Here is a 21,197-nt window from a genome sequence, read left to right on the forward strand (position 1 = left end):
AAGGGGCAATCAGTGGGTGCCGAGCGGGCCTGACGGCGTCGGCACCAAGGTCCGCTGCGCCAGTGCCGGCAGTGCAGGCGCCGGCCCGGCGGCGAGGAACTTGGCCGGGTCCTGCGGCACGCCGTCGACCACGACCTCGAAGTGCAAATGCGGCCCGGTCGAGCGGCCGGTGGTGCCGACACGCGCCACCGGCTGGCCACGCTTGACCAGGTCACCGGCCTTGACCAGGATGGCCGAGGTGTGCGCGTAGCGCGTCACCAGGCCGTTGCCGTGGTCGATCTCCAGCAGGTGGCCGTATTGCGGGTGCCAATCGGTCGACAACACGACACCGCCAGCGGCGGCAACGATGGTGGTGCCGACATCGGCCGCGAAGTCCAGCCCGGTGTGCAACGCCGGACGGTTGGTAAAGGGGTCGGTGCGGAAACCGAAGCCGGAGCCGATCACGTCGCTGGCAATCGGCCGGCTGTTGGGCACCATCAGCGCGCGCAGCCGGGTCTCGAACAGCCGCGACTCGGCGAAGGTCAGCAGGTCGGTGCGCTGCTCGGCCTGGCTTTCCAGGCCCTGCAGCGCCAGGTTCAGCTGGTCCAGCGTCGGGTGGTCCAGCGGCACATAGGGGCCGCCAACACCGGGCGCAGCGCGGAAAGCGCCACTCGCAGCCGGTCCGGGCGCTGGCGCCGTCATCACCTTCAGGTCATCGGGCTTCACACCGGCCAGCCCGGTGACGCGGTCGCCCATGGCTTCCAGCTTGACCATGCGGGCCTGCATCTCGCCGACCTTGACGGCCATCGCGTCCAGGTTCTCGCGCATGAAGCGGTCGCGCTGGGCAATTTCGTCATGCACCACCAGCTTGACCAGCTGGCTGACGATGGGCCAGCCCTCGCGCGCCGCTTTCAGGAAGATGAAGTGGTAGACCGCGCCGGAGGCCAGCAGCAGCACCAGCACCAGCGCCGCAATGGCCAGGCCCAGCTGCATGCGGCTGAAGCTGACCACGCGGGTGCGCGCCAGTCCGCCGTGGGTGATCATGATCTGCATCGCTACACTCCTGCCATGCCGCTGCCCATGCACCAGCCCTTCACTCGCCCCATTGCCGAAGCACTGGGCGCCAATGCCACGCTGGGCCGGCTGCTGGAGCGCCTGCGCGAATCGGAAGCCCGCATGGCGACCGTGCGCCTGGTGCTGCCGGCCGCGCTGGCGGCCCATGTGCGGCCCGGCGTGCTGGACGACGAGGGATGGAACCTGCTGGTGCCCAACAGCGCGGTGGCCGCCAAGCTGCGGCAATGCCTGCCGCTGCTGGCGCAGGTGCTGGCCGATCAAGGCTGGCCCCGCCGCGAGATCCGGGTCAAGGTTCAATCCGAACGAGCCTGAACGACGGGCGCGCCGCGTGGCGTGGTGCCGGCTATCCGAATCGAACGGATGACCTACCGCTTACAAGGCGGTTGCTCTACCAACTGAGCTAAGCCGGCACTTTGAAACTCTTCGGGAGCCGCGATTCTAGGCGTGCTTTTGGCGCTGGCGAGCCAGCCCCAAAGCCGATTTGAATGGCCCCTGTGCAACAGGGTGTAGAGGCTGGGTGAGCGGCGGTTGCGCCGCCGCTGCCGCCTACTTGATGCGCTTGAGCGCCGGCCGGCCACCGCCGGGTGTGGCGGGTGGCGGCGTGTCGTCGCTTGCGTCGGGTGCCGTGGCAGCAGTTGGCGCGGCGGGTTCGGGCTCCGGCGCCGGAACGGACGCCAGCGGCGCCGGCCGGGCCGGTGTGCTGCCGTTCGCCTCGGTGCCGGCCAGGCGCAGGCCGCGCGGCGCGCGCTCAGCCGGGTCGTCACCCGCCTGTGCGTCGCCGCCTTCGTCTGCAGCCGGTGCGCTGACCGGCATCGGGAAGGCCATGCCCTGCCCGTTTTCACGGGCGTAGATGGCCACCACGTGGTCCACCGGCACGACGATCTCGCGCGCCACGCCGCCAAAGCGCGCCTTGAACTCGATGTAGTCGTTGCCCAGCTTCAGGCCACTGGTGGCCTCGAAGCCGACATTGAGCACGATCTCGTTGTTCTTGACGTACTCCATCGGCACCTGCACGCCACGGTCGACATACACCGCCAGGTACGGCGTGAAGCCGTTGTCGGTGCACCAGTCATGCAGGGCGCGGATCAGGTAGGGTCGGGTCGAACTGCCCTGGGCGTCCGAAGGGGTGACAGGACTCATGAAACCTTCTCTGCTTACCGGCGCACGCTCACTTGCGCATGACCTTTTCGGAAGGCGTCAGCGCCTCGATGTAGGCCGGGCGCGAGAAGATGCGTTCGGCGTACTTCAGCAGCGGCGCAGCATTCTTCGACAGGTCGATGCCGTAGTAGTCCAGGCGCCACAGCAGCGGTGCGATGGCCACGTCGAGCATCGAGAAGTCGTCGCCCAGCATGTACTTGTTCTTCAGGAAGATCGGCGCGAGCTGGGTCAGGCGGTCGCGGATCTGCGAGCGGGCCTTTTCCAGCTGCTTGTCGGTGCCCTTGATCCCGCGGCTTTCGAGGATGTTCACATTGGAGAACAGCTCTTTCTCGAAATTGAACAGGAACAGGCGCACGCGGGCACGGGCCACCGGGTCGCCGGGCATCAGCTGCGGATGCGGGAAACGCTCGTCGATGTACTCGTTGATGATGTGCGACTCATACAGGATCAGGTCGCGCTCGACGAGGATGGGCACCTCGTTGTAGGGGTTCATCAACGCAATGTCTTCCGGCTTCGCGAACAGGTCGACGTCACGGATCTCGAAGTCCATGCCTTTCTCGAACAGCACAAAGCGGCAGCGGTGCGAGTAGGGGCAAGTGGTTCCGGAATAAAGCACCATCATGGAGGTGGGCTCCTTCAAATAGCTGTGTCGACGGCAGGCGCCGAAAGAAGAAAACGCAGTGGGCCTGGATTGAACCCACTGCGCATGGTGTCTGGCCGCGAACGGCCAAGCCGCGTATTTTCGGCTATTTTATTTCACGTCTTTCCAGTACGCCGCATTGAGGCGCCAGGTCAGGGTCGTCAGCACCGCCAGGAAGATCAACACCCACACCCCCAAACGCACCCGCTGGTTCTGGGCCGGCTCGCCCATCCACTGCAGGTAAGCGACCAGATCGGCCACTGCGCTGTTGTATTCGGCGGTGCTGAGCTTGCCCGGCGCCAGCGGTTCGAAACCCTTGAAATGGTGCTCGGTCTTGCCGTGCTCGTGCGGGTCAGGCACTTCCTCGTAAACCGCCTTCTGCGGACCTTGCAGCTCCCAGAGCACATGAGGCATGGCCACACTGGGGAACGCGGTGTTGTTCCAGCCGGTGGCTTTGCTCTCGTCGCGGTAGTAGCTGCGGAGGTAAGTGTAAAGGTAGTCGGCACCACTGCCCTGGGCGCCCGCTCGCGAGCGGGCGATCACGCTGAGGTCAGGGGGCGCCGCACCAAACCATTCCTTGGCCGACTTTGCATCCAGCGCAACCTTCATCGTGTCGCCGACCTTCTCGGTGGCGAACATCAGGTTGGCCTTGATCTGCGCCTCGGTGAGGCCGATGTCGCGCATGCGGTTGTAGCGCATGTAGGCCGCACCGTGGCAGTTCAGGCAGTAGTTGACGAACAGCTTGGCGCCGTTCTGCAGCGCCGAGACATCGGTGACGCGCTCGGTCGGGAACTTGTCCCACGGCACGCCGCCTTCGTTGGCCTGCGCCGCCCCCACCAGGGCGCCGGCCATGCACAGCGCCGCGACGGCGCCGCCAATGTGTTGCTTGAGCTTGATCATGTTTGTATGGCTCCTGCTCGGGCTCAGTGCGAGTGGAAGGTCACGCGGTCGGGCACGGCCTTGAAGGTGCCCAGCTGACTCCACCACGGCATCAGCAGGAAGAAGCCGAAGTAGTACAGCGTGCCGACCTGGGCGACCAGGGTGCCCATCGCGGACGGCGGCTGGATGCCCAGGTAACCCAGCACGAAAAAGAACACGACAAACACCGCGTACAGGTACTTGTGCCAATCGGGCCGGTAGCGGATGGACTTGACCGGACTGTGGTCCAGCCAGGGCAGGAAGAACAGCATGATGACCGCACCGCCCATCACGACCACGCCCCAGAACTTGGCATCGAAGCCGGCGAAGACGGCGAGGCCTGTGAACTTGAAGGCGCCAAAACAGGCCAGCGCAGCGAACGCCGCCGCCGCGATGCCCAGCTTCACACCCGACGAGAAGCGGCCCCGCACGATGGCCGCCAAGGCAGCCAACACGACCACGGCGTCAAAGGCCAGCAGCATGTCGTCGGTGGTCGCACGCAGCATCGAGTAGAACGGCGTGAAGTACCAGACCGGCGCGATGTGCAGCGGCGTCTTCAGCGGGTCCGCCGGGATGAAGTTGTTGTACTCGAGGAAGTAGCCGCCCAACTCCGGCGAGAAGAAGATGATGGCGCTGAAGACCATCAGGAAGACGCCGACGCCCAGCATGTCGTGCACCGTGTAGTACGGGTGGAACGGAATGCCGTCCAGCGGCCGGCCCAGCGCGTCCTTCTTGGCCTTGATCTCGACACCGTCGGGGTTGTTCGAGCCCACCTCATGCAGCGCGATGATGTGCGCCACCACCAGGCCCAGCAGCACCAGTGGCACGGCGATCACGTGGAAGCTGAAGAAGCGGTTCAGCGTCGCGTCGCCCACCACATAGTCGCCGCGGATCAGCAGCGCCAGGTCGTTGCCGACAAAGGGCACGGCGGCAAACAGGTTGACGATGACCTGCGCCCCCCAGAACGACATCTGGCCCCAGGGCAGCAGGTAGCCCATGAAGGCCTCGGCCATCAGGCACAGGAAGATCGCGCAGCCGAAGATCCAGACCAACTCGCGCGGCTTGCGGTATGAGCCGTACAGCAGGCCGCGGAACATGTGCAGGTAGACGACGACGAAAAACGACGACGCGCCGGTCGAGTGCATGTAGCGGATCAGCCAGCCCCATGGCACGTCCCGCATGATGTATTCGACCGAGGCGAAGGCCTGGGCCGAATCGGGCTTGTAGTGCATCACCAGGAAGATGCCGGTGACGATCTGGATCACCAGCACCAGCATGGCCAGCGAGCCGAAGAAATACCAGAAGTTGAAGTTCTTCGGCGCGTAGTACTCCGACAGGTGCTCCTTGTAGAGCTTGGACGCAGGGAAGCGGTTGTCCACCCAGGTCAGCAGCTTCTCACCGGTCGACGCGTCTGCCGGCGCGACTTTGAATTCAGCCATGATTGCCTTTCGTCCTCTTGTCTCGGGTGCCCGTTCAGGCCTTCTTGTCTTCGCCGATCAGCAGCTTCGCGTCGGAGAGGTACATGTGCGGCGGCACTTCCAGGTTGTCGGGCGCAGGCTTGTTCTTGAAGACACGGGCCGACATGTCGAAGGTGGAGCCATGGCAGGGGCAGAGAAAACCGCCCTTCCAGTCGTCGGGCAGCGAAGGCTGCGGGCCGGCGACGAACTTGTCGGACGGCGAGCAGCCCAGGTGGGTGCAGACACCGACCACCACCAGCACTTCCGGCTTGATCGAGCGGTACTCGTTCTTCGCGTAATCCGGGATCGGATAGGCCGTGCGCTCAGACTTCGGATCGGCCAGCTGGCCATCGAGTCCCTTCAGCGAGGCCAGTTGCTCAGGCGTGCGGCGCACCACCCAGACCGGCTTGCCGCGCCACTCGACCGTCATCTTCTCGCCCGGCTTCAGCGCGCTGATGTCCACCTCCACCGGGGCGCCGGCTGCTTTGGCGCGCTCGGAAGGCGCAAAGCTGCTGACGAAGGGCACGGCCGTTGCCACGCCACCGACCGCACCCGCACAACTCGTGGCGATCAGCCATGTGCGTTTGCCTTGGTCCACCGCGTTGTCACTCATGGGGATCCTTCTCTGGGACTCTGTTGGAACTGCTGCAAGGACTGCCGCCCTTCGCAATCCGGCTCTGGTTAGCCGGTGAGTTTAGCGGACGCATTCGCTGTTCAATTTGCGATTTCTCAATCTTGTTGGCGACTCGTGGCTCTCACCGTTGACAGCCGGCCGGCCTGCGCAATACTGCTGTTGCATGTACCAAGGGGTGTACCCTAAGGCGCGATACTGTGGGCCGCGGGAGAACCCGTCATTGAGACCAATCAACGAGGAGCAAGGCCGTGGGATTTGCCACCGAATTCAAGGAATTTGCCATCAAGGGCAATGTCGTCGACCTGGCAGTCGGCGTGATCATCGGCGGCGCTTTTGGCAAGATCGTCGATTCGGTGGTGACCGACCTGATCATGCCGCTGGTCGGCCTGGCGATTGGCGGGCTGGACTTCTCGAACTACTACATCCAGTTCTCGGGCGCGCCCGCCGCCACGCTGGCCGAGGCCCGCAAGGCGGGTGCGGTGTTCGCCTATGGCAACTTCCTCACCGTGCTGCTGAACTTCGTGATCCTGGCCTTCATCATTTTCCTGATGATCAAGCAGATCAATCGCCTGAAGGCCGCCAACACCCCGGCCCCTGCACCCGCTGCACCGGCACCCACGCCAGAAGACGTGCTGCTGCTGCGTGAGATCCGCGACTCGCTGAAGCGCTGAAGTCGCCTTGGCTTGCCGGCCCCGGCTTCAGTTCGGGCCGGCAAGCCGGCGGGCCATGCGCACCGCAGCCTCGAAGCTCGCCGGGTCTGCCGAGCCGGTGCCGGCCAGGTCAAACGCGGTGCCGTGATCGGGGCTGGTGCGCACCAGCGGCAGCCCCAACGTGACGTTGACGCCTTCTTCCACGCCCAGGTACTTGACCGGGATCAAGCCATGGTCGTGCGTCATCGCCACCACGAAGTCGAATTCGCCGGGGTGGCCGGCGGCATCCCGCGCCCGCATGAACACCGTGTCCGGCGCATGCGGCCCGCTGACGTTCAGCCCCTGGGCGCGCGCCGCTTCAATCGCGGGGCGGATCAGGCGGATCTCTTCGTCGCCAAACAGCCCGCCCTCGCCCGCATGCGGGTTCAGCCCGGCCACCGCAATGCGCGGCGACGCCATGCCGAAACGCTGACCGGCGGCGTGCGTGATGCGCAGCGTCTCCAGGATCAGGCCAGGCGTTTCCAGCAGTTCGATGGCCCGCCGCAGCGCGACGTGAATCGTCACCAGCACCACCCTCAACTGCTCGTTGGCCAGCATCATGCGCACCGGCGGCAACGGTTCGTCCGGCTGACCGCACAAGGCCTGCAGCATCTCGGTATGACCCGGGTAGGCCACGCCGGCCGCGCTCAGCGCTTCCTTGTGGACAGGTGCCGTGACGACGGCTGCGCCCTGCCCTGCCCTGACCAACGCCACCGCGGCCTCGATGCAGCGCGCTGCAGCCGCGCCCGCCTTGGCATTCACCTGGCCCCAGGGCAGCTCAGCCAAGCCGGCGGGCATGCCTGCAGGCACGATGACGGCCAGTACGCCTGCCGGCACCGCAGCCAGGTCCCCAGGCGTGTCCAGCTTCGCCACGGGGCAGGCATGACCGACGGCTTGCAGCGCCCGCCGCATCACGGCGACATCGCCGATCACCACGGCCCGGCCCAGCGTGCGGCGCACAAAAGCCCTGGCAATGATCTCCGGCCCGATGCCACAGGCGTCGCCCATCGTCAGCAGCAGCGGCGTGTCGGTCTTCATGCCGGGTTCTCGATCTCGATGAACACGTGCGCCAGGCCGAGCTGCCGCGCCACCGCACCGGCCAGCGCGGGCGCGCCGTAGCGCTCGGTCGCGTGATGGCCGCAGGCCAGGAAGGCCACACCGGTCTCGCGCGAAAGGTGCGCCTGCGGCTCGGAAATCTCGCCGGTCAGGAACAGGTCCGCGCCGGCGGCAATGGCCGCCTCGAAATAGCCCTGCGCGCCGCCGGTGCACCAGGCCAGCCGGCGGAGCGGCCGGCCATCGCCGGGCAGCAGCAGCGGCGGGCGGCGCAGCACAGCGCCCACCTCGTCGGCCAGCGCCTGTGCGCTGCCGGGCACGCCGGCAGCGCGTGTGCCCAGGAAGCCCAGCGACTGCTCGGCAAAGCGGCCGTCCGCCGTCCAGCCAAGCTGCAGCGCCAACTGCGCGTTGTTGCCCAGCTCGGCATGCGCGTCCAGCGGCAGGTGGTAGGCAAACAGGTTCAGGCCGCTGGCCATCAACCGCTCGACCCTGGCCTTCAGCCAGCCGGTCAGCCGCCCGTCCTGGCCACGCCAGAACAGGCCGTGGTGCACGATCAGCGCGTCGGCACCTGCCTCGATGGCTGCCTCGATCAAGGCCAGGCTGGCGGTGACGCCGGAGACGATCTTGCGCACCTCCGGCTTGCCCTCCACCTGCAGACCGTTCGGCCCATAATCCTTGAAACGCTCAGGCTGAAGCCACTGGTTGAGAAGGCTCTCGATCTCGGCTCTTGCGGCCATGGGCTCCATCCTTCCAAGTCATGCGCAGAATCTGGCTCATTTTCTCCCAGGCCGTCACCGTCGCGGTGGCCATGGTGTTTGTGGTGAGCACCCTCAAGCCGGGCTGGCTGCAGCAGCGCCCGCAGGCCTGGTGGCCCAGCAACACCCGCGCCGAAGGCGGCACCGTGCCGGTGCAGATTGCAGACGTCAACGTGCCGGTCCAGCCGCTCAGCGCGGCCGCGCGCAAGGCCTCGCCCGCCATCGTCAGCGTGACGGCCAGCCGCAGCGCCAAGCCTGGCGCTTCGGCGAACCCGCAAGACCCGTGGTTCCGCTTCTTTGGCCAGCGCGGCAAGCCGCAGTTGATGCCGCAGGAAGAAGCCGAGCCGCAAGTCGGCCTGGGCTCGGGCGTGATCGTCTCACCCGAAGGCTACCTGCTGACCAACAACCACGTGGTCGAAGGTGCGGACCAAATCCGCGTGCGGCTGTCGGACGGCCGCGAGGCCAAGGCCAGGCTGGTCGGCACCGACCCCGAAACCGACGTCGCGGTGCTGAAGATCGACCTGGACCGGCTGCCGGTCGTGAGCCTGGGCCAGATGGACCAGTTGCAGGTCGGCGACTCGGTGCTGGCCATTGGCAACCCGTTCAACGTCGGCCAGACGGTGACCGGCGGCATCATCAGCGCGCTGGGCCGCAGCGGGCTGGGCCTGTCGACCTTCGAGAACTTCATCCAGACCGATGCCGCGATCAATCCCGGCAACTCCGGCGGCGCGCTGATCGACGTCAACGGCAACCTGATCGGCATCAACACCGCCATCTACTCACGCAGCGGCGGCAGCCTGGGCATCGGCTTTGCCATCCCCATCGACCTGGCGCGCCAGGTGATGGAAGGCCTGGTGCGGGATGGCCAGGTCACGCGAGGCTGGATTGGCGTTCAGCCGCGCGACCTGGACCCTGAATTCGCGCAGAGCTTCAAGATCCCGGTCGACGAAGGCGTGCTGATCACCGGCGTGCTGCAGGACGGCCCAGCCAGCAAGGCCGGCATGAAGCCCGGTGACGTGGTGGTGCGCATTGCCGGCCAACCGGTCCGCAACACCTCGCAGTTGCTGAACGTGGTCGCGGCACTGAAGCCGCTGAGCGACACGGTGATCGGCGTGCAGCGCGGCACCCAGGCCCTGGACCTGACGGTGCACGTCGCGCAGCGCCCGAAGGCACAGGCCCAGGCGCCTCAGGCACCCGGGCCGATGGACGAGGAAGACGACACGCAGTGAGCGCCTGCGTCACGCGGCGGCAAGGCGCCGCGTCCGACCCATCGGCGCGTCAGGTCGACGACGAGGACGACGAAGCGTCGGCGTCCGGCGCCTGGGTGTGCTTGATGAACACCTTGGCGGCGATCAGGCCCACCTCGAACAGCAGGCACATCGGGATCGCCAGCGAGAGCTGCGAGACGACGTCCGGCGGCGTCAAGATGGCTGCGATGATGAAGGCCAGCACGATGAAATAGCCGCGGAACTCGCGCAGCTTCTCGACGCTGACCACGCCCATGCGCGTCAGCACCACCACCACCACCGGCACTTCGAAAGCAGCGCCAAAGGCGATGAACATCGTCATCACGAAGCCCAGGTAGGCCTCGATGTCAGGCGCGGCCGTGATGCTCTTTGGCGCAAAGCCCTGGATGAACTTGAAGACCTGGCCGAAGACAAAGAAGTAGCAAAAGCAAACGCCCAGCAGGAACAGCAAGGTGCTGGACACGACCAAGGGCAGCACCAGCCGCTTCTCATGGTTGTACAGGCCAGGCGCCACGAAGGCCCAGACCTGATAAAGCACCACGGGCAACGCCAGCAGGAAGCCGGCCATCAAGGTGATCTTCAGCGGCACCAGGAAAGGCGAGATCACGTTGGTCGCGATCATCGTGGCGCCGGCTGGCAGCGAGTGCACCAGCGGCGCGGCCAGCAGGTCGTACAGGCCACCAGGGCCTGGCCAGAGCGCCAACACGCCAAAGGCGATGCCGATGGCAATCACCGACTTGACCAGGCGGTCGCGCAGCTCGATCAGGTGCGAGACAAACGGTGCTTCGGTGCCCGCCAGTTCGTCTTGGGGTTCAGGACTGCTCATGTGGAAGACGAAGATCCGCTGTGGGGTGGGCGGAAACGCGCCACACGGGCCGCACCGGACTGGGCATGCTGGCGCACGCCATTGCGTTGCTTGTACCAGCGCGGCACCGCACCGCGCTTGACGCGCCAGTGCTTGCGCGGCGGCTGGTAGACGGGCGGCGGCGGGCTCCATTCCGCCGAGGAGGAGGAGGCGCCGGCGCTGCCGTTCAGGCCATCCGCAGCCTCGGACCAGGTCTTTTCCAGTTCGGTGGAAGCCGAATGGATTTCCTGGCGCACGCTGTTGCTGACGTCGTTCGCCGCGGTCTCGAACTGACTCTTCATCTTCTGAAGCTCCTCCAGTTCGATCGAGCGGTTGACCTCGGCCTTCACGTCGGCCACGTAACGCTGCGCCTTGCCCACCAGGTGGCCCACGGTGCGGGCCACGCGCGGCAGCTTTTCAGGGCCGATCACGATCAGGGCGACGGCCCCGATCAGCGCGATCTTGTCGAAACCAAAATCAATCATGCGAGACCCGGGCGGACATCACGAGGCGACGCGGCTGCGCCCTGAAGGCGCCTGCAGCGACGTTGCAGCCAAGTCGGCCGCTCAGGACTTGCGACGGGCTTCGACGTCCACCGTGTCGGCGTCCGCGGGCTTCGGGCTGCCAGTGACTTGCTGGTTCGGCGGCACCGCAGCATCGCTGCCACCGTCGCGCATGCCGTCCTTGAAGCCCTTGACGGCGCCACCCAGATCGGAGCCGACGTTCTTCAGCTTCTTGGTGCCAAAAATGAGCACCACAACAACCAACACGATCAGCCAATGCCAGATGCTGAACGATCCCATGACGATTCTCCAGAAAGCGAATGCGTTGATTCTACGGGGCCGTCCGTGACGGCCCTCGGGCAGGAGGCGCAAAACGCCCCTGCGGGAAGATGGGGTCGCGGCAGCACGGTGCAAGCCGTGTCCGCCACGCCCGGAGGGTCTTGGCTGAGAGGAAGCGTCCTGTCAGCTCACCCTTTGGCCCATGGGCGAGGCCCGCCCACGGCATGCATGTGCAGGTGAAGCACCTCCTGCCCGCCGTCCACCCCGGTGTTGATGACCTGCCGGAAGCCGTTGGTGACACCCGCCTCGGCCATCAGCTTGGGCACCAGCACCATCAGCTTGCCCATCAAGGCCTGCTCGGCCGGCGTCACGTCGACCATCGAGACGATGTGGCGTTTCGGGATCAGCAGCAGATGCACCGGCGCCCAGGGCTGGATGTCCTTGAAAACCAGGACCTCGTCGTCTTCAAAGACCTTCTGCGCCGGGATCTGGCCGGCGACGATCTTGCAGAAGATGCAGTTCGGATCGGCACTCATGTCAGACCGGCACCGGCATCGGCTTGCCGTCGCTCCAGTTCAGGAAGCCCTTGACGATGCGGTAGATGACCCAGATCGAGTCGGCGAGCAACACGATGAAACCCAGGCCCAGCATCCAGATCGTGCCAAAGCCCAGGAAAGCCCACAGCAGGCTCCACCAGAAGGTGCGAATCTGCCAGGTGAAATGGCTTTGGTAGATCGTGCCGTGCGTCTCTTCGCGCTTGATGTAGTTGATGATGATCGCAATGATGGCCGTCAGCCCCACAAACGCCGAGACCGCGTACAGCACGTAGGTGACCAGCGTGATCTGCTTCAAGCTGGCCAGGCGCTCGGCCGATGGCGTGGTGTCGTAAACCTGGTTCATGAACCCTCCTGTTGTTCCCTGACTTGCGCCTTGCGCGCGGCAAACTCTTCCAGGCCGGACAGGCCTTCGCGGCGTTCCAGCTCGGCCAGCACCTCGGCCGGCGACAGACCGAACTGTGCCAGCGCAATCATCGAATGAAACCAGAGATCGGCCACCTCGTAGACGATCTTCTGCTTGTCGCCATCCTTGGCCGCCATCACGGTTTCGGTGGCCTCTTCGCCGATCTTCTTCAGGATCGCGTCCGTGCCCTTGTGGAACAGGCGCGCCACGTAGCTCTTGTCCGGATCGCCCTGGCGGCGGGTCTCGATCACGGCATGCAGCCGCATCAAGGTGTCCTGGGAAGTCATCGTCGAATCTCGGTGAAAGTCTTGGGAATTCTTGGAAAAAGGCAACTCAGCGATAGATGCTGCCGGGGTCTTTCAACACCGGGTCGACCGCCTGCCACTGCCCCCCTTCCAGCCGCTCGTAGAAACAGCTGTGGCGACCGGTGTGGCAGGCAATGCCGGGTTCGTGTCCGTGCTGCGTGATCTTCAGCAGCACGACGTCCTGGTCGCAATCGAGGCGGATCTCATGCACCGTCTGGAAGTGACCGGATTCTTCACCCTTGTGCCACAGCTTCTGCCGCGAGCGGCTGAAATACACCGCCTGGCCCAGCGCCGCCGTGCGCGCCAGCGCCTCGCGGTTCATCCAGGCGAACATCAGCACGTCGCCGCTGCCCTGCTCCTGGGCGATGACAGGCACCAGCCCGTCACGGTCCCAGCGAATGTGATCCAGCCAATCCATGGGGCCAAGTGTAGCCAGCTGGCCAGGGGCGACACTGCTCATCCGCGATGGGTGGCGCCAGGGTGGCCCCGCTCTTCGGCGAACCACTGCAGGACGGGAATGGTGCCCGGCAGCACAGGCTGGCTGGTCACCGGCAGTTGCTCCCAGGCCATGGCCTGTTGCTCGCGCATCTGGAACTCGCCCTGCCAGTCGAAGACCTTGCAGAAATGCAGCCGCACGCGGGCATGCGGATAGTCCATCACCAGCTCGCGCCAGGCATGGCTCTCGCCAATCATGATGCCCAGCTCCTCGTGCAGCTCACGCGCCAGTGCCTGGTGCACGCTTTCGCCGGCTTCAAGCTTGCCACCCGGGAATTCCCAGTAGCCGGCGTAGACCTTGCCCTCGGGCCGCGAAGTGAGCAAGAAGCGCCCTTCGTTGCCAGCAGCGTCGCGCTCGATCAGCACGCCCACCGCCACGTCGACCGGCGTGCGCTCCGTTGCAGCGTCGCTCACGATGCCTCCTCGACGGCGCCGATCGCACGCCGGCCGGCCAGGTCGCGGGCGAACTGGTAGGCCACGCGGCCCGAACGCGAACCACGCTCCAGCGCAAACAGCAGCGCCTGCGGCCGGGCCGCGGCAATCGCGGCTTCGTCCAGCCCCAGGTGCGACAGCCACTGGTGCACGATGGCCAGGTACTCGTCCTGGCTGAACGGGTAGAAGCTGATCCACAGCCCGAAGCGCTCGGACAGCGAGATCTTCTCCTCGACCACTTCGCCCGGGTGCAACTCGCCGTCCTCGGTGTGGCGGTAGCTGAGGTTGTCCTTCATCGTCTCGGGCAGCAGGTGGCGGCGGTTGCTGGTCGCGTAGATCAGCAGGTTGTCGCTGGCTGCGGAAACCGAACCGTCGAGGATGGACTTCAGCGCCTTGTAGCCGGGCTCGCCTTCCTCGAAGCTCAGGTCGTCGCAGAAGACAATGAAACGCTCGGGCCGGCCGGACACCAGCTCCACCAGGTCCGGCAGATCCACCAGGTCGGCCTTGTCGACCTCGATCAGGCGCAGCCCTTGCGCCGCGTATTCGTTCAGGCAGGCCTTGATCAGCGAGCTCTTGCCGGTGCCGCGCGCGCCGGTCAGCAGCACGTTGTTGGCGGTGGCGCCGGCGACGAACTGCGCGGTGTTGCGCTGCAGCCGCACCTTCTGGCCGTCGATCTCCTGCAGGTCCGCCAGCCGGATGCCGGCCACCAGCCGCACCGGCTCCAGCCGCGCCTGGCCCTGGCGCTTGCGGTAACGGAAGGCGGCCGAGGCGGCCCAGTCAGGCGCCGGCAGCGGCTGCGGCAGGTTGGCCTCGAGGCGGGCCAACACCCGCTCGGCGCGCGCCAGCAGCGGTTCGAGATCGTCCAGGGTCATGGGCGGCAAGTGTAGGGGAGGCCCTTCGCGATCCGCGGGCGCAGCCTTGCCGCCCGCGGCCGTTCAAGCGCGCTCGCTCAGGGGCAGACGGTGCCCGCGTCCACGCGCACGATGCGCGGCTTGCCGAGGTTGGCAGCGGCCGGGTCGTACGGCGGGTTCGGCGCCTGGGTGCCGGCCAGGTAGGCGGTCAGTGCATCGATGTCCTGCCCGCCGCCCACGCGGTTGGTGCCACCCTTCAGCACGCTGAAGCCATCGCCGCCATCGGCCAGGAAGTTGTTGACCGTGACACGCCAGGTCTTGCCCGGGTTCAGCACGGTGCCGCTGGCGTCGACGATGGTCTCCGTGCCGGCGCTGGTGGTCACCGTCAGGTTGCGCACCTTGGCGCCGCAGGCCTGCGCGTTGTCCCACTCGTAGTGCACGCCATTGGACGGCAGCAGCACCTTGGAGAAGGTGACCTGGCCGAAGCAGTTCGGGAACTGCTGCTCCAGCGTGTCGTGCAGCTGCTGGTTGTTCAGCGTCAGCGTCACCAGGCTGTTGCCGAAGGGCTGCACGGTGAACGATTCGCTGTAGGTCACGTTGCCGTCGCCTTCGCCAACGGGGCTGCCGGCGTAAATGAAGCCGGGGCTGCGCACGCCGCCCGGGTTCATCAGCGCCAGCTGCGCGCCGCCGGCCTGCACGGTGGCGGCCAGCTGAGAGTCGGCGATCAGGTCACCGGCGGGCATGTTGCAGGCGGCGTCCTTGGTGTTGGGCACATCGGCGGCAATGCGGCCGATGACCTGGTTGGCGACCGGCGCCACCAGCGTTTTGTAACCGGCGACGATGCCGGCAATCTCGGGGTTCGGCGTGATCGCCACATTGCTGCGGTCGACCACGACGTTCTTCGCGGCCACGGCCACCACATCGCGGTTGCCGCGCTGCAGCGTCAGGTCGATGTCGGTCAGCACGCGGCCCTGGGTGTTGGCGCTGGTGACCGGGATGTTTCGGCCCGAGGCCAGCGGCAGCTGGCAGTTGTAGGCCGCGTGGGTGTGGCCGCTGATGACCAGGTCCACTGCGTCGTCCAGCTGGCCGACGATGGCCGGGATCGGCGAACCATCCAGGTTGCCGACGCAGCCGTTGATGTCCACCGGCGTGGTGCCCGTCTGTGCGCCGCCCTGGTGGATCAGCACGACGATGGCTTCGACACCGGCCGCCTTCAGCACCGGTACCAGGTTGTTCACCGCGGTCGCCTCGTCGGTGAAGACCAGGTCCTTGATGCCGGAGGGCGAGACGATCTGCGGCGTGTCCTTCAGCGTCATGCCGATGAAGGCCACCTTGATCTTCTTGCCTTCGATGTCGAAGGTGCGCGTGCCATAAGGCGGGAACAGGGTTTCGCCGTTCTTTTTCTTGACCACGTTGGCGGCCAGGAACTTGAATTTCGCGCCTTCGAACGGCACCGGCGTGCCGACGCTGGCGCCCTTGCAGGTGTTGGCGGTGTCGGTCGGGTGGCAGCCGCCCTTTTGCATGCGCAGCAACTCGTCCTTGCCTTCGTCGAACTCGTGGTTGCCGACGGCGTTGAAGTCCAGACCGGCGCGGTTCATCGTCTCGATGGTCGGCTCGTCATGGAACAGCGCCGAGATCAGCGGGCTGGCGCCGATCAGGTCACCGGCCGAAACGACCACGGTGTTCGGGTTCGCGGCGCGGGCGGCGGCAATGTAGCCGGCCACGTAGTCCACGCCACCGGCGGGCACCGCGGCGGTACCGGCATTGGTGAACGTGCCGGGCGATTCCAACGCGCCGTGCAGATCGTTCAGCGCGAGGATCTTGATGGTCAGCGTCGGCTTGGCCTTGGCGGTGGCTGCCGGGGCTGACGGCGCAGCGGCGGTCGCCAGGCCAGGCTGGGCACAGGCAGCCAGCGCAACGCTGGCGGCCAGCAGGCTCATCTTGAAAACGGACATGGCAATTTCCCTGGGGTTCATGTGGTGCCCTCATTGGAGATTGCCGGCGTGACATCTGCTTGACGCCCCCACGACCGGCACTAGGGATTGCCCTTGGCCCGCCAGCGCCTCAAGCTTGGTCAACTGCAACAAGACGTGAGCGCCGCAGCGAGCGGCTCCGCCATTCAGCCGAGCAAGTGCAAGGCCACGTCCAGCTGTTCGGTCGGCATGCGCTTGAAGCCGCTGCGCGCGTAGCGCTGCAGGCGGCCGATGACCAGGCAGGTCAGCGCCGAGGCCTGGCCGTTGGCTTGCACCGTGGGCGTGGCCACACCGGCCTGCTCGGCCGCCACGCGCAGGCTTTGCCGCAACTGGGATTCGACCCGGTCGAAGAACTGGCCCATGCGCAGCCCCAGGCGTTCGTTCTCGAAGACCAGCGCATCACCCACCATCACGCGGGTCATGCCGGGGTTCTTCTCGCCGAACTGCAGCAGCACCTGCACCATGCGGTGTGCCTGCAGGGCGCCGGTGATCTCGCGCTCGGCGATCTGGTTGATCAGCGTGAAGACGCTGGATTCGATGAACTCGATCAGGCCCTCGAACATCTGGGCCTTGCTGGCGAAGTGGCGGTACAGCGCAGCCTCGCTGACCGACAGGCGTGCGGCCAGCGCAGCGGTGGTGACGCGGTCGGCGCCGGGCTGCTCCAGCATCGCCGCCAGGGTCTGCAGGATCTGCACCCGGCGCTCGCCCGGCTTGGGCCGTTTACGGGCCACCGCCACGGCGGGCTCGCCAGCGGCTGCCACCGCGGCCAATGGCGCTTGCGCAGCAGCAGACACCTCGGGCATACCCGGCACGGACAACTCAGACGCTTCGGGCATTTCGGACATCACAGCACACTTCGCAACTGTTGAAGCGAGCGGATTCTGGCATACACATAGGGGGGCCGGCGGCGCCAATTTTTGGGCTCCGGCGGCGTGTGTGCAGCCCTCAGCCAGCGCTGCATCCAGACCGTGCGCATGCCCAGCGAATGCGCCGCCTTCTGGTGCGCCAGCGTGTCTTCCACCAGCACACAACGGTGCGCCGGCACGCCAAGCCGGGCCACCAGCGCCTGCAGCATGCGTGTGTCCGGTTTCGGCCTCAGCTGGCCGAACATCGCCATCTGCTCGATCGCGATCACACCGTCGAACAAGCCACGCAACCCCAGCGCGCCCAGCACCCGCTCGGCATAGGCCAGCGGCGCATTGGTCAGCACCAGCCGCGGGCCGCGCAGCCGCTGCAGCGCCGCCACGTCGTGCGCATGCGTCTGCAGCTGCTGCTCCAGGCCGGGCAGCACGTGCGTGTCCTGCAGGAAATGGCCGGCGTTGACGCCATGGTGGCGCACCAGGCCAAGCAAGGTGGCGCCGTAGCGCTGCCAGTAGAGCTGGCGCAGCCGGTGCGCCTCGCCGGCCTCCAGCCCAAGCTCGCGCGTCATGTAGGCGCCCATGCGTTCGTTGATGCCGCGAAAGGCCGAGGCAGACGCGTTGTGCAGCGTGTTGTCGAGGTCGAACAGCCAGACGCGCTCGCCCTCGCGCAGGCGCGCCACGCGGCGCACGGCTTTCAATGCGAGCGGATCATCGTGCCGTAGGCCTGCTCGGTCAGGATCTCCAGCAGCATCGCATGCGGCACGCGGCCGTCGACCACGTGCACGGTGTTCACGCCGCTCTTGGCCGCGTCGATCGCGCCGGCCAGCTTGGGCAGCATGCCGCCGCTGATGGTGCCGTCGGCGATCAGGTCGTCGATGTCGCGCGCCGTCAGCTCCGTCAGCAGCTCGCCAGCCTTGTTCAGCACGCCCTTGATGTTGGTCAGCATCATCAGCTTCTCGGCCTTCAGCACCGTGGCCAGCTTGGACGCCACCAGGTCGGCATTGATGTTGTAGCTCTCGTTTTTCTCGCCGAAGCCGATCGGGCTGATGACCGGGATGAACTGGTCGTCCTGCAGCGCCTTCACCACCGCCGGGTCGATGGCGGTGATCTCGCCGACCTGGCCGATGTCGTGTTCCTTGCTCGGATCGTCCTTGTCGGCCAGCTTCATCTGGCGGGCCCGGATCAGCCCGCCGTCACGCCCGGTCAGGCCCACGGCCTTGCCGCCGGCGGCGTTGATCAGGCCGACGATGTCCTGCTGCACTTCCCCGCCCAGCACCCACTCGACGACTTCCATCGTCTCCTCGTCGGTCACGCGCATGCCCTGGATGAAGGTGCCCTTCTTGCCGATCTTGGCCAGCGCCTCGTCGATCTGCGGGCCGCCGCCATGCACCACCACCGGGTTCATGCCGACCAGCTTCAGCAGCACCACATCCTCGGCGAAGTCCTGCTGCAGGGCCGGGTCGGTCATGGCATTGCCGCCGTACTTGATGACGATGGTCTTGCCGTGGAACTTGCGGATGTAGGGCAGCGCCTGGGCCAGGATCTCGGCCTTGTCGCGCGGCTGGATGTGGGCAAGGGCGTCTTCGGCGGGCAGCGTGCTCATGGTGGTGCTGGCGGGCGCGCCAGTGCTGAAAGGGGATTGGCCGGCATTCTAGGGATTTGCGTTGCCGGGGGGCCGCCGAAATGAGCGGGAAGCCGGCCGAAAGCAAAAAGGCCTGCCGCATCGCTGCAGCGGGCCCCAGGGCAACACCTCAACAGCCAGAGGTCACGGGAAATTGATCACATTGACCGGCACCGTGGCCGTGCCCTGCGCTGCGCCACCGGTGTTGTTGATGACGTGGTCGATCACGCCCACGCCGCCCAGCGAGACGGTCAGCGCGCTGTGGAACTTCACGCCGGCGACGGCCGGCACCTCGAAGGCATGCGCCGCGTGGATGCTCGGGTTGACGTTGAAGTAGCAGTAGCTGCCCACGCCCCAGGCCTCGTGCGTGGTGACGTTGTCGGCCACCTTGTAGGCGGCGTAGCCGGTGGCATCCGCCCGCCAGGTGGCCTGGCTGGGCGGGTCGTAAGGCATCTCGTTCTGGAAGAAGATGGTCTTGCCGCCCTGGCCGTTCCACACCACGTTGAACTTCTGGTAGTGCTCGACGAACAGGCCGGTGGCCAGCACGTTGTTGCCGTTGACCAGCACGCCGGTGTCGGCCGTGTTGATGGTCCAGCCGGTGGGCTGGCTGCCATGGTCCGCGCGCCAGGCCCAGATGTGGTCGACGATGACGTTGTTGCTGTTGACGACCAGGCTGGTGGTGGCCTTGCCGGCGACCGCGCCGCCGATGCGGAAGTACACGTCCTGCACCGAGCTCGGGTTGGCCGCATGCGAGACCGCCGAGGTGCCCGGGCCGAAGGTGAGCAGCGCGGCGCTGTTGACCGTGCCGGCGTCGAACAGCAGGCCGGCGATGGACACGCCGTCCACGTCGGCGACCGACATCGCGTTGACGCCGTTGTCCGGCACCAGCGTCGGGAAGCCGATGCCCAGCACCACGGTGCCGGCCCGCGTCACGCGGACCGTGTCGTTCAGGTGGTAGGTGCCTGGCGTGAAGAACAGGTTCAAGCCTTGCGCCAGCGCGGCGTTCAGCGTGGCGGCGCTGTCGGCCGGCTTGGCGACGTAGAACTGGCTCATCGGGATGGACGTGCCGGCGGTCGCGCCATTGGCCCAGCTGGCGCCGGACGCATTGGTGCGCGTGCTGGGCACGAACACGCGGTACTTGCCGCTGCTGTCCACGTACAGGTAGGGCTTGTCGCGCGAGACCGGCGTGGTGGCCAGCGCGGTGTAAGGCGGTGACGGGAAGCTGGTCGCCGGGCCGCCGACGACGCCGGAGAACACCATGTTCCAGACGCCGTCGTACCAGTTGCCGAGGTTGCTGTCCCGCGTGTACCACTGCTGCTGCGAACCGGAGGCGATCAGGCCGTCGACCTTGCTGTCGGCGATGTAGCCGCCGCTCGCGTAGCCCTGGCCATCGCCCTGGTTGGACGGGCCCAGCACGAGGTTGCCCAGGATGTGCATGCGGCGCATCGGCGCGGCTTGCGAGACAGCCCAGCGGTTGGTGCCGCCGTTGGGAATCAGAGCCAGGTTTTCGGCCGAGCGCCAGAAGTTCTGCGTCGCGTTGCCCTGGTCGCCGTAGTTCCAGCCGCTGTCCACGTTGACGGTGCCGCTCAGCGTCACGTCGTCCGGGTTCTGGCCCAGACCGGCGATGGCGGTGTAGAAGCCCAGGTTGGCGAACACGCCGTTGTAGCTGCCGGGCTTGAACAGGAAGGCATAGCGCTGGCTGCCGAACTGTGCGGTGGGGCTGTTGAGCTGCGCATTGAAAGCCGCGTCCAGCTTGGACTGGATGGTGGCGATCGGCGTGGCCGGGTCGAAGATCGACACGTTGGCGCCGAAGTCCGGCGTGTCCGAGGTCGGCGGCGGCGGCGTGCCGCCGACGGTGTAGATTTCCTGCGGCGTGTCATAGGCCGGGTTGCCGTTGTTGTAGGTGAAGTTGAACTTCAGCACGGTGCCGGAAGCTACGCCGGTGACGGCCTGCTCCCAGCGCGCGTTGACCGACGAATACGTCATGCGCACGTTCAGCTGTCCGCCGCTGTTGAGGCTGTAGTGCGCGTCGACCCAGGTCGTCGCGACGTTGGACTTGAACCAGATCGTCGCGGTGCTGCCCGAGACGGCCACGCCGTCGGTGTAATCCGCAGCGCGGGCCGGCAGCGCGAAACTGCCCAGCAGCAGCGCGCAGATCGACAGCCAGACCCAGGCGAGTGACCAGGTCCGGGCTGCCCGTGGGCCGCGACGCCAGGTGCCGTCTCCCGCAATTCCCATGGATGCATGCATGCCGTTGTCTCCTTCATCATTTGCTGCGCCACAGCGGGCGCATGGAGGGCAGGCCCGCTGGCGCGACGCCAATCAACCGGCCCACGAAACGAAGCGGGGCATCGGACTGCCTGCCGGCGGCTTCGCGGGCGGATTCTGGAACCGATTCCAATTTCACCCATCAGGGCCGCAACGGGCAACTTCGCACCAGGCGTGTCTGGCGTGTCAGGATGTTTTGCCA

General features: G+C 66.5%; 25 protein-coding genes and 1 tRNA gene. 3 read left to right on the forward strand and 23 right to left on the reverse strand.

Going from position 1 to position 21,197, the window contains the following annotated elements:
* Nucleotides 1-9: 9 nt before the first annotated feature.
* Nucleotides 10-1,032, reverse strand: a complete 1,023-nt coding sequence (locus tag ACAH41_RS03765) for a M23 family metallopeptidase (protein WP_325655832.1) — start codon at nt 1,030-1,032, stop codon at nt 10-12.
* Nucleotides 1,033-1,047: 15 nt separating this feature from the next.
* Between ACAH41_RS03765 and ACAH41_RS03770 the strand changes: the two genes are divergently transcribed.
* The gene (locus ACAH41_RS03770; RefSeq protein WP_325655833.1) at nt 1,048-1,365 is read left to right on the forward strand and encodes a hypothetical protein; all 318 of its coding nucleotides are present in this window, start codon (nt 1,048-1,050) and stop codon (nt 1,363-1,365) included.
* Nucleotides 1,366-1,387: 22 nt separating this feature from the next.
* Here ACAH41_RS03770 and ACAH41_RS03775 read toward each other — a convergent pair.
* The 6 genes from ACAH41_RS03775 to petA all read right to left on the reverse strand — a co-directional run bounded on the left by ACAH41_RS03775 (nt 1,388) and on the right by petA (nt 5,839).
* Nucleotides 1,388-1,463, reverse strand: a tRNA-Thr gene (locus ACAH41_RS03775).
* A 136-nt stretch (nt 1,464-1,599) separates the two neighbouring features.
* Entirely contained in the window at nt 1,600-2,193 is a 594-nt protein-coding gene (locus ACAH41_RS03780; RefSeq protein WP_325655834.1) for a ClpXP protease specificity-enhancing factor, read from the reverse strand.
* A gap of 28 nt (nt 2,194-2,221) precedes the next feature.
* On the reverse strand, nt 2,222-2,833 hold the full coding sequence (locus ACAH41_RS03785) for a glutathione S-transferase N-terminal domain-containing protein (protein WP_325655835.1): 612 nt from the start codon (nt 2,831-2,833) through the stop codon (nt 2,222-2,224).
* Between the two features lie 129 nt (nt 2,834-2,962).
* Nucleotides 2,963-3,751, reverse strand: coding sequence for a cytochrome c1 (locus tag ACAH41_RS03790; RefSeq protein ID WP_325655836.1), 789 nt, complete (start codon nt 3,749-3,751; stop codon nt 2,963-2,965).
* Nucleotides 3,752-3,774: 23 nt separating this feature from the next.
* The gene (locus tag ACAH41_RS03795; protein WP_325655837.1) at nt 3,775-5,208 is read right to left on the reverse strand and encodes a cytochrome bc complex cytochrome b subunit; all 1,434 of its coding nucleotides are present in this window, start codon (nt 5,206-5,208) and stop codon (nt 3,775-3,777) included.
* 34 nt (nt 5,209-5,242) lie between these two features.
* On the reverse strand, nt 5,243-5,839 hold the full coding sequence (gene petA, locus ACAH41_RS03800; protein WP_325655838.1) for a ubiquinol-cytochrome c reductase iron-sulfur subunit: 597 nt from the start codon (nt 5,837-5,839) through the stop codon (nt 5,243-5,245).
* Between the two features lie 269 nt (nt 5,840-6,108).
* On the opposite strand from petA, the gene mscL reads away from it, so the two are divergent.
* Complete coding sequence (gene mscL, locus ACAH41_RS03805) at nt 6,109-6,531, forward strand: large conductance mechanosensitive channel protein MscL (RefSeq protein ID WP_325655839.1); 423 nt, start codon at nt 6,109-6,111, stop codon at nt 6,529-6,531.
* Between the two features lie 27 nt (nt 6,532-6,558).
* On the opposite strand, the gene pdxA is transcribed toward mscL, so the two are convergent.
* Together pdxA and ACAH41_RS03815 are read right to left on the reverse strand one after the other, a co-directional pair.
* On the reverse strand, nt 6,559-7,587 hold the full coding sequence (gene pdxA / locus ACAH41_RS03810; RefSeq protein ID WP_325655840.1) for a 4-hydroxythreonine-4-phosphate dehydrogenase PdxA: 1,029 nt from the start codon (nt 7,585-7,587) through the stop codon (nt 6,559-6,561).
* A complete protein-coding gene (locus tag ACAH41_RS03815) occupies nt 7,584-8,339 on the reverse strand; it encodes a Nif3-like dinuclear metal center hexameric protein (RefSeq protein ID WP_325655841.1) in 756 nt (251 codons plus the stop codon). The genes pdxA and ACAH41_RS03815 overlap by 4 nt, the downstream gene beginning before the upstream one ends.
* A 20-nt stretch (nt 8,340-8,359) precedes the next feature.
* On the opposite strand from ACAH41_RS03815, the gene ACAH41_RS03820 reads away from it, so the two are divergent.
* Nucleotides 8,360-9,586 (forward strand): Do family serine endopeptidase, encoded by a 1,227-nt coding sequence (locus tag ACAH41_RS03820; protein WP_325655842.1) that lies wholly within the window; start codon nt 8,360-8,362, stop codon nt 9,584-9,586.
* Nucleotides 9,587-9,635: 49 nt separating this feature from the next.
* Here ACAH41_RS03820 and tatC read toward each other — a convergent pair whose 3' ends face one another.
* From tatC to ACAH41_RS03890, 14 genes are all read right to left on the reverse strand, one after another.
* Nucleotides 9,636-10,430 carry a twin-arginine translocase subunit TatC gene (gene tatC, locus ACAH41_RS03825; protein ID WP_325655843.1) on the reverse strand — a complete coding sequence of 265 codons (795 nt, stop codon included), beginning with the start codon at nt 10,428-10,430 and terminating at the stop codon, nt 9,636-9,638.
* The gene (tatB, locus tag ACAH41_RS03830) at nt 10,427-10,933 is read right to left on the reverse strand and encodes a Sec-independent protein translocase protein TatB (protein WP_325655844.1); all 507 of its coding nucleotides are present in this window, start codon (nt 10,931-10,933) and stop codon (nt 10,427-10,429) included. The genes tatC and tatB overlap by 4 nt, the downstream gene beginning before the upstream one ends.
* Nucleotides 10,934-11,014: 81 nt before the next feature.
* Entirely contained in the window at nt 11,015-11,251 is a 237-nt protein-coding gene (gene tatA / locus ACAH41_RS03835; RefSeq protein WP_325655845.1) for a Sec-independent protein translocase subunit TatA, read from the reverse strand.
* A gap of 167 nt (nt 11,252-11,418) precedes the next feature.
* On the reverse strand, nt 11,419-11,766 hold the full coding sequence (locus ACAH41_RS03840; RefSeq protein ID WP_325655846.1) for a histidine triad nucleotide-binding protein: 348 nt from the start codon (nt 11,764-11,766) through the stop codon (nt 11,419-11,421).
* Between the two features lies 1 nt (nt 11,767).
* Nucleotides 11,768-12,130, reverse strand: coding sequence for a hypothetical protein (locus ACAH41_RS03845; protein WP_325655847.1), 363 nt, complete (start codon nt 12,128-12,130; stop codon nt 11,768-11,770).
* Nucleotides 12,127-12,477: a phosphoribosyl-ATP diphosphatase gene (locus tag ACAH41_RS03850; RefSeq protein WP_325655848.1), complete on the reverse strand. Its 351-nt coding sequence runs from the start codon at nt 12,475-12,477 to the stop codon at nt 12,127-12,129. Before ACAH41_RS03850 ends, ACAH41_RS03845 begins: the two co-directional genes overlap by 4 nt.
* Before the next feature lie 46 nt (nt 12,478-12,523).
* Complete coding sequence (gene hisI, locus ACAH41_RS03855; RefSeq protein ID WP_325655849.1) at nt 12,524-12,913, reverse strand: phosphoribosyl-AMP cyclohydrolase; 390 nt, start codon at nt 12,911-12,913, stop codon at nt 12,524-12,526.
* A 38-nt stretch (nt 12,914-12,951) separates the two neighbouring features.
* Nucleotides 12,952-13,404 carry an NUDIX domain-containing protein gene (locus ACAH41_RS03860; protein ID WP_325655850.1) on the reverse strand — a complete coding sequence of 151 codons (453 nt, stop codon included), beginning with the start codon at nt 13,402-13,404 and terminating at the stop codon, nt 12,952-12,954.
* Complete coding sequence (locus ACAH41_RS03865) at nt 13,401-14,294, reverse strand: ATP-binding protein (protein WP_370538178.1); 894 nt, start codon at nt 14,292-14,294, stop codon at nt 13,401-13,403. The genes ACAH41_RS03860 and ACAH41_RS03865 overlap by 4 nt, the downstream gene beginning before the upstream one ends.
* 77 nt (nt 14,295-14,371) lie before the next feature.
* Nucleotides 14,372-16,228 carry a 5'-nucleotidase C-terminal domain-containing protein gene (locus ACAH41_RS03870; RefSeq protein WP_325655158.1) on the reverse strand — a complete coding sequence of 619 codons (1,857 nt, stop codon included), beginning with the start codon at nt 16,226-16,228 and terminating at the stop codon, nt 14,372-14,374.
* Nucleotides 16,229-16,392: 164 nt separating this feature from the next.
* Nucleotides 16,393-17,091 carry a nucleoid occlusion factor SlmA gene (gene slmA, locus ACAH41_RS03875; RefSeq protein WP_325655156.1) on the reverse strand — a complete coding sequence of 233 codons (699 nt, stop codon included), beginning with the start codon at nt 17,089-17,091 and terminating at the stop codon, nt 16,393-16,395.
* Nucleotides 17,091-17,795 carry a pyrimidine 5'-nucleotidase gene (locus ACAH41_RS03880; RefSeq protein WP_370538190.1) on the reverse strand — a complete coding sequence of 235 codons (705 nt, stop codon included), beginning with the start codon at nt 17,793-17,795 and terminating at the stop codon, nt 17,091-17,093. The genes slmA and ACAH41_RS03880 overlap by 1 nt, the downstream gene beginning before the upstream one ends.
* 5 nt (nt 17,796-17,800) lie before the next feature.
* Nucleotides 17,801-18,709, reverse strand: a complete 909-nt coding sequence (argB, locus tag ACAH41_RS03885) for an acetylglutamate kinase (RefSeq protein ID WP_325655152.1) — start codon at nt 18,707-18,709, stop codon at nt 17,801-17,803.
* A 162-nt stretch (nt 18,710-18,871) separates the two neighbouring features.
* Entirely contained in the window at nt 18,872-20,977 is a 2,106-nt protein-coding gene (locus ACAH41_RS03890; RefSeq protein WP_325655150.1) for a hypothetical protein, read from the reverse strand.
* Nucleotides 20,978-21,197 lie beyond the last annotated feature (220 nt).

Source organism: Ideonella sp. (assembly GCF_041287625.1).
GTDB lineage: Bacteria > Pseudomonadota > Gammaproteobacteria > Burkholderiales > Burkholderiaceae_C > Ideonella.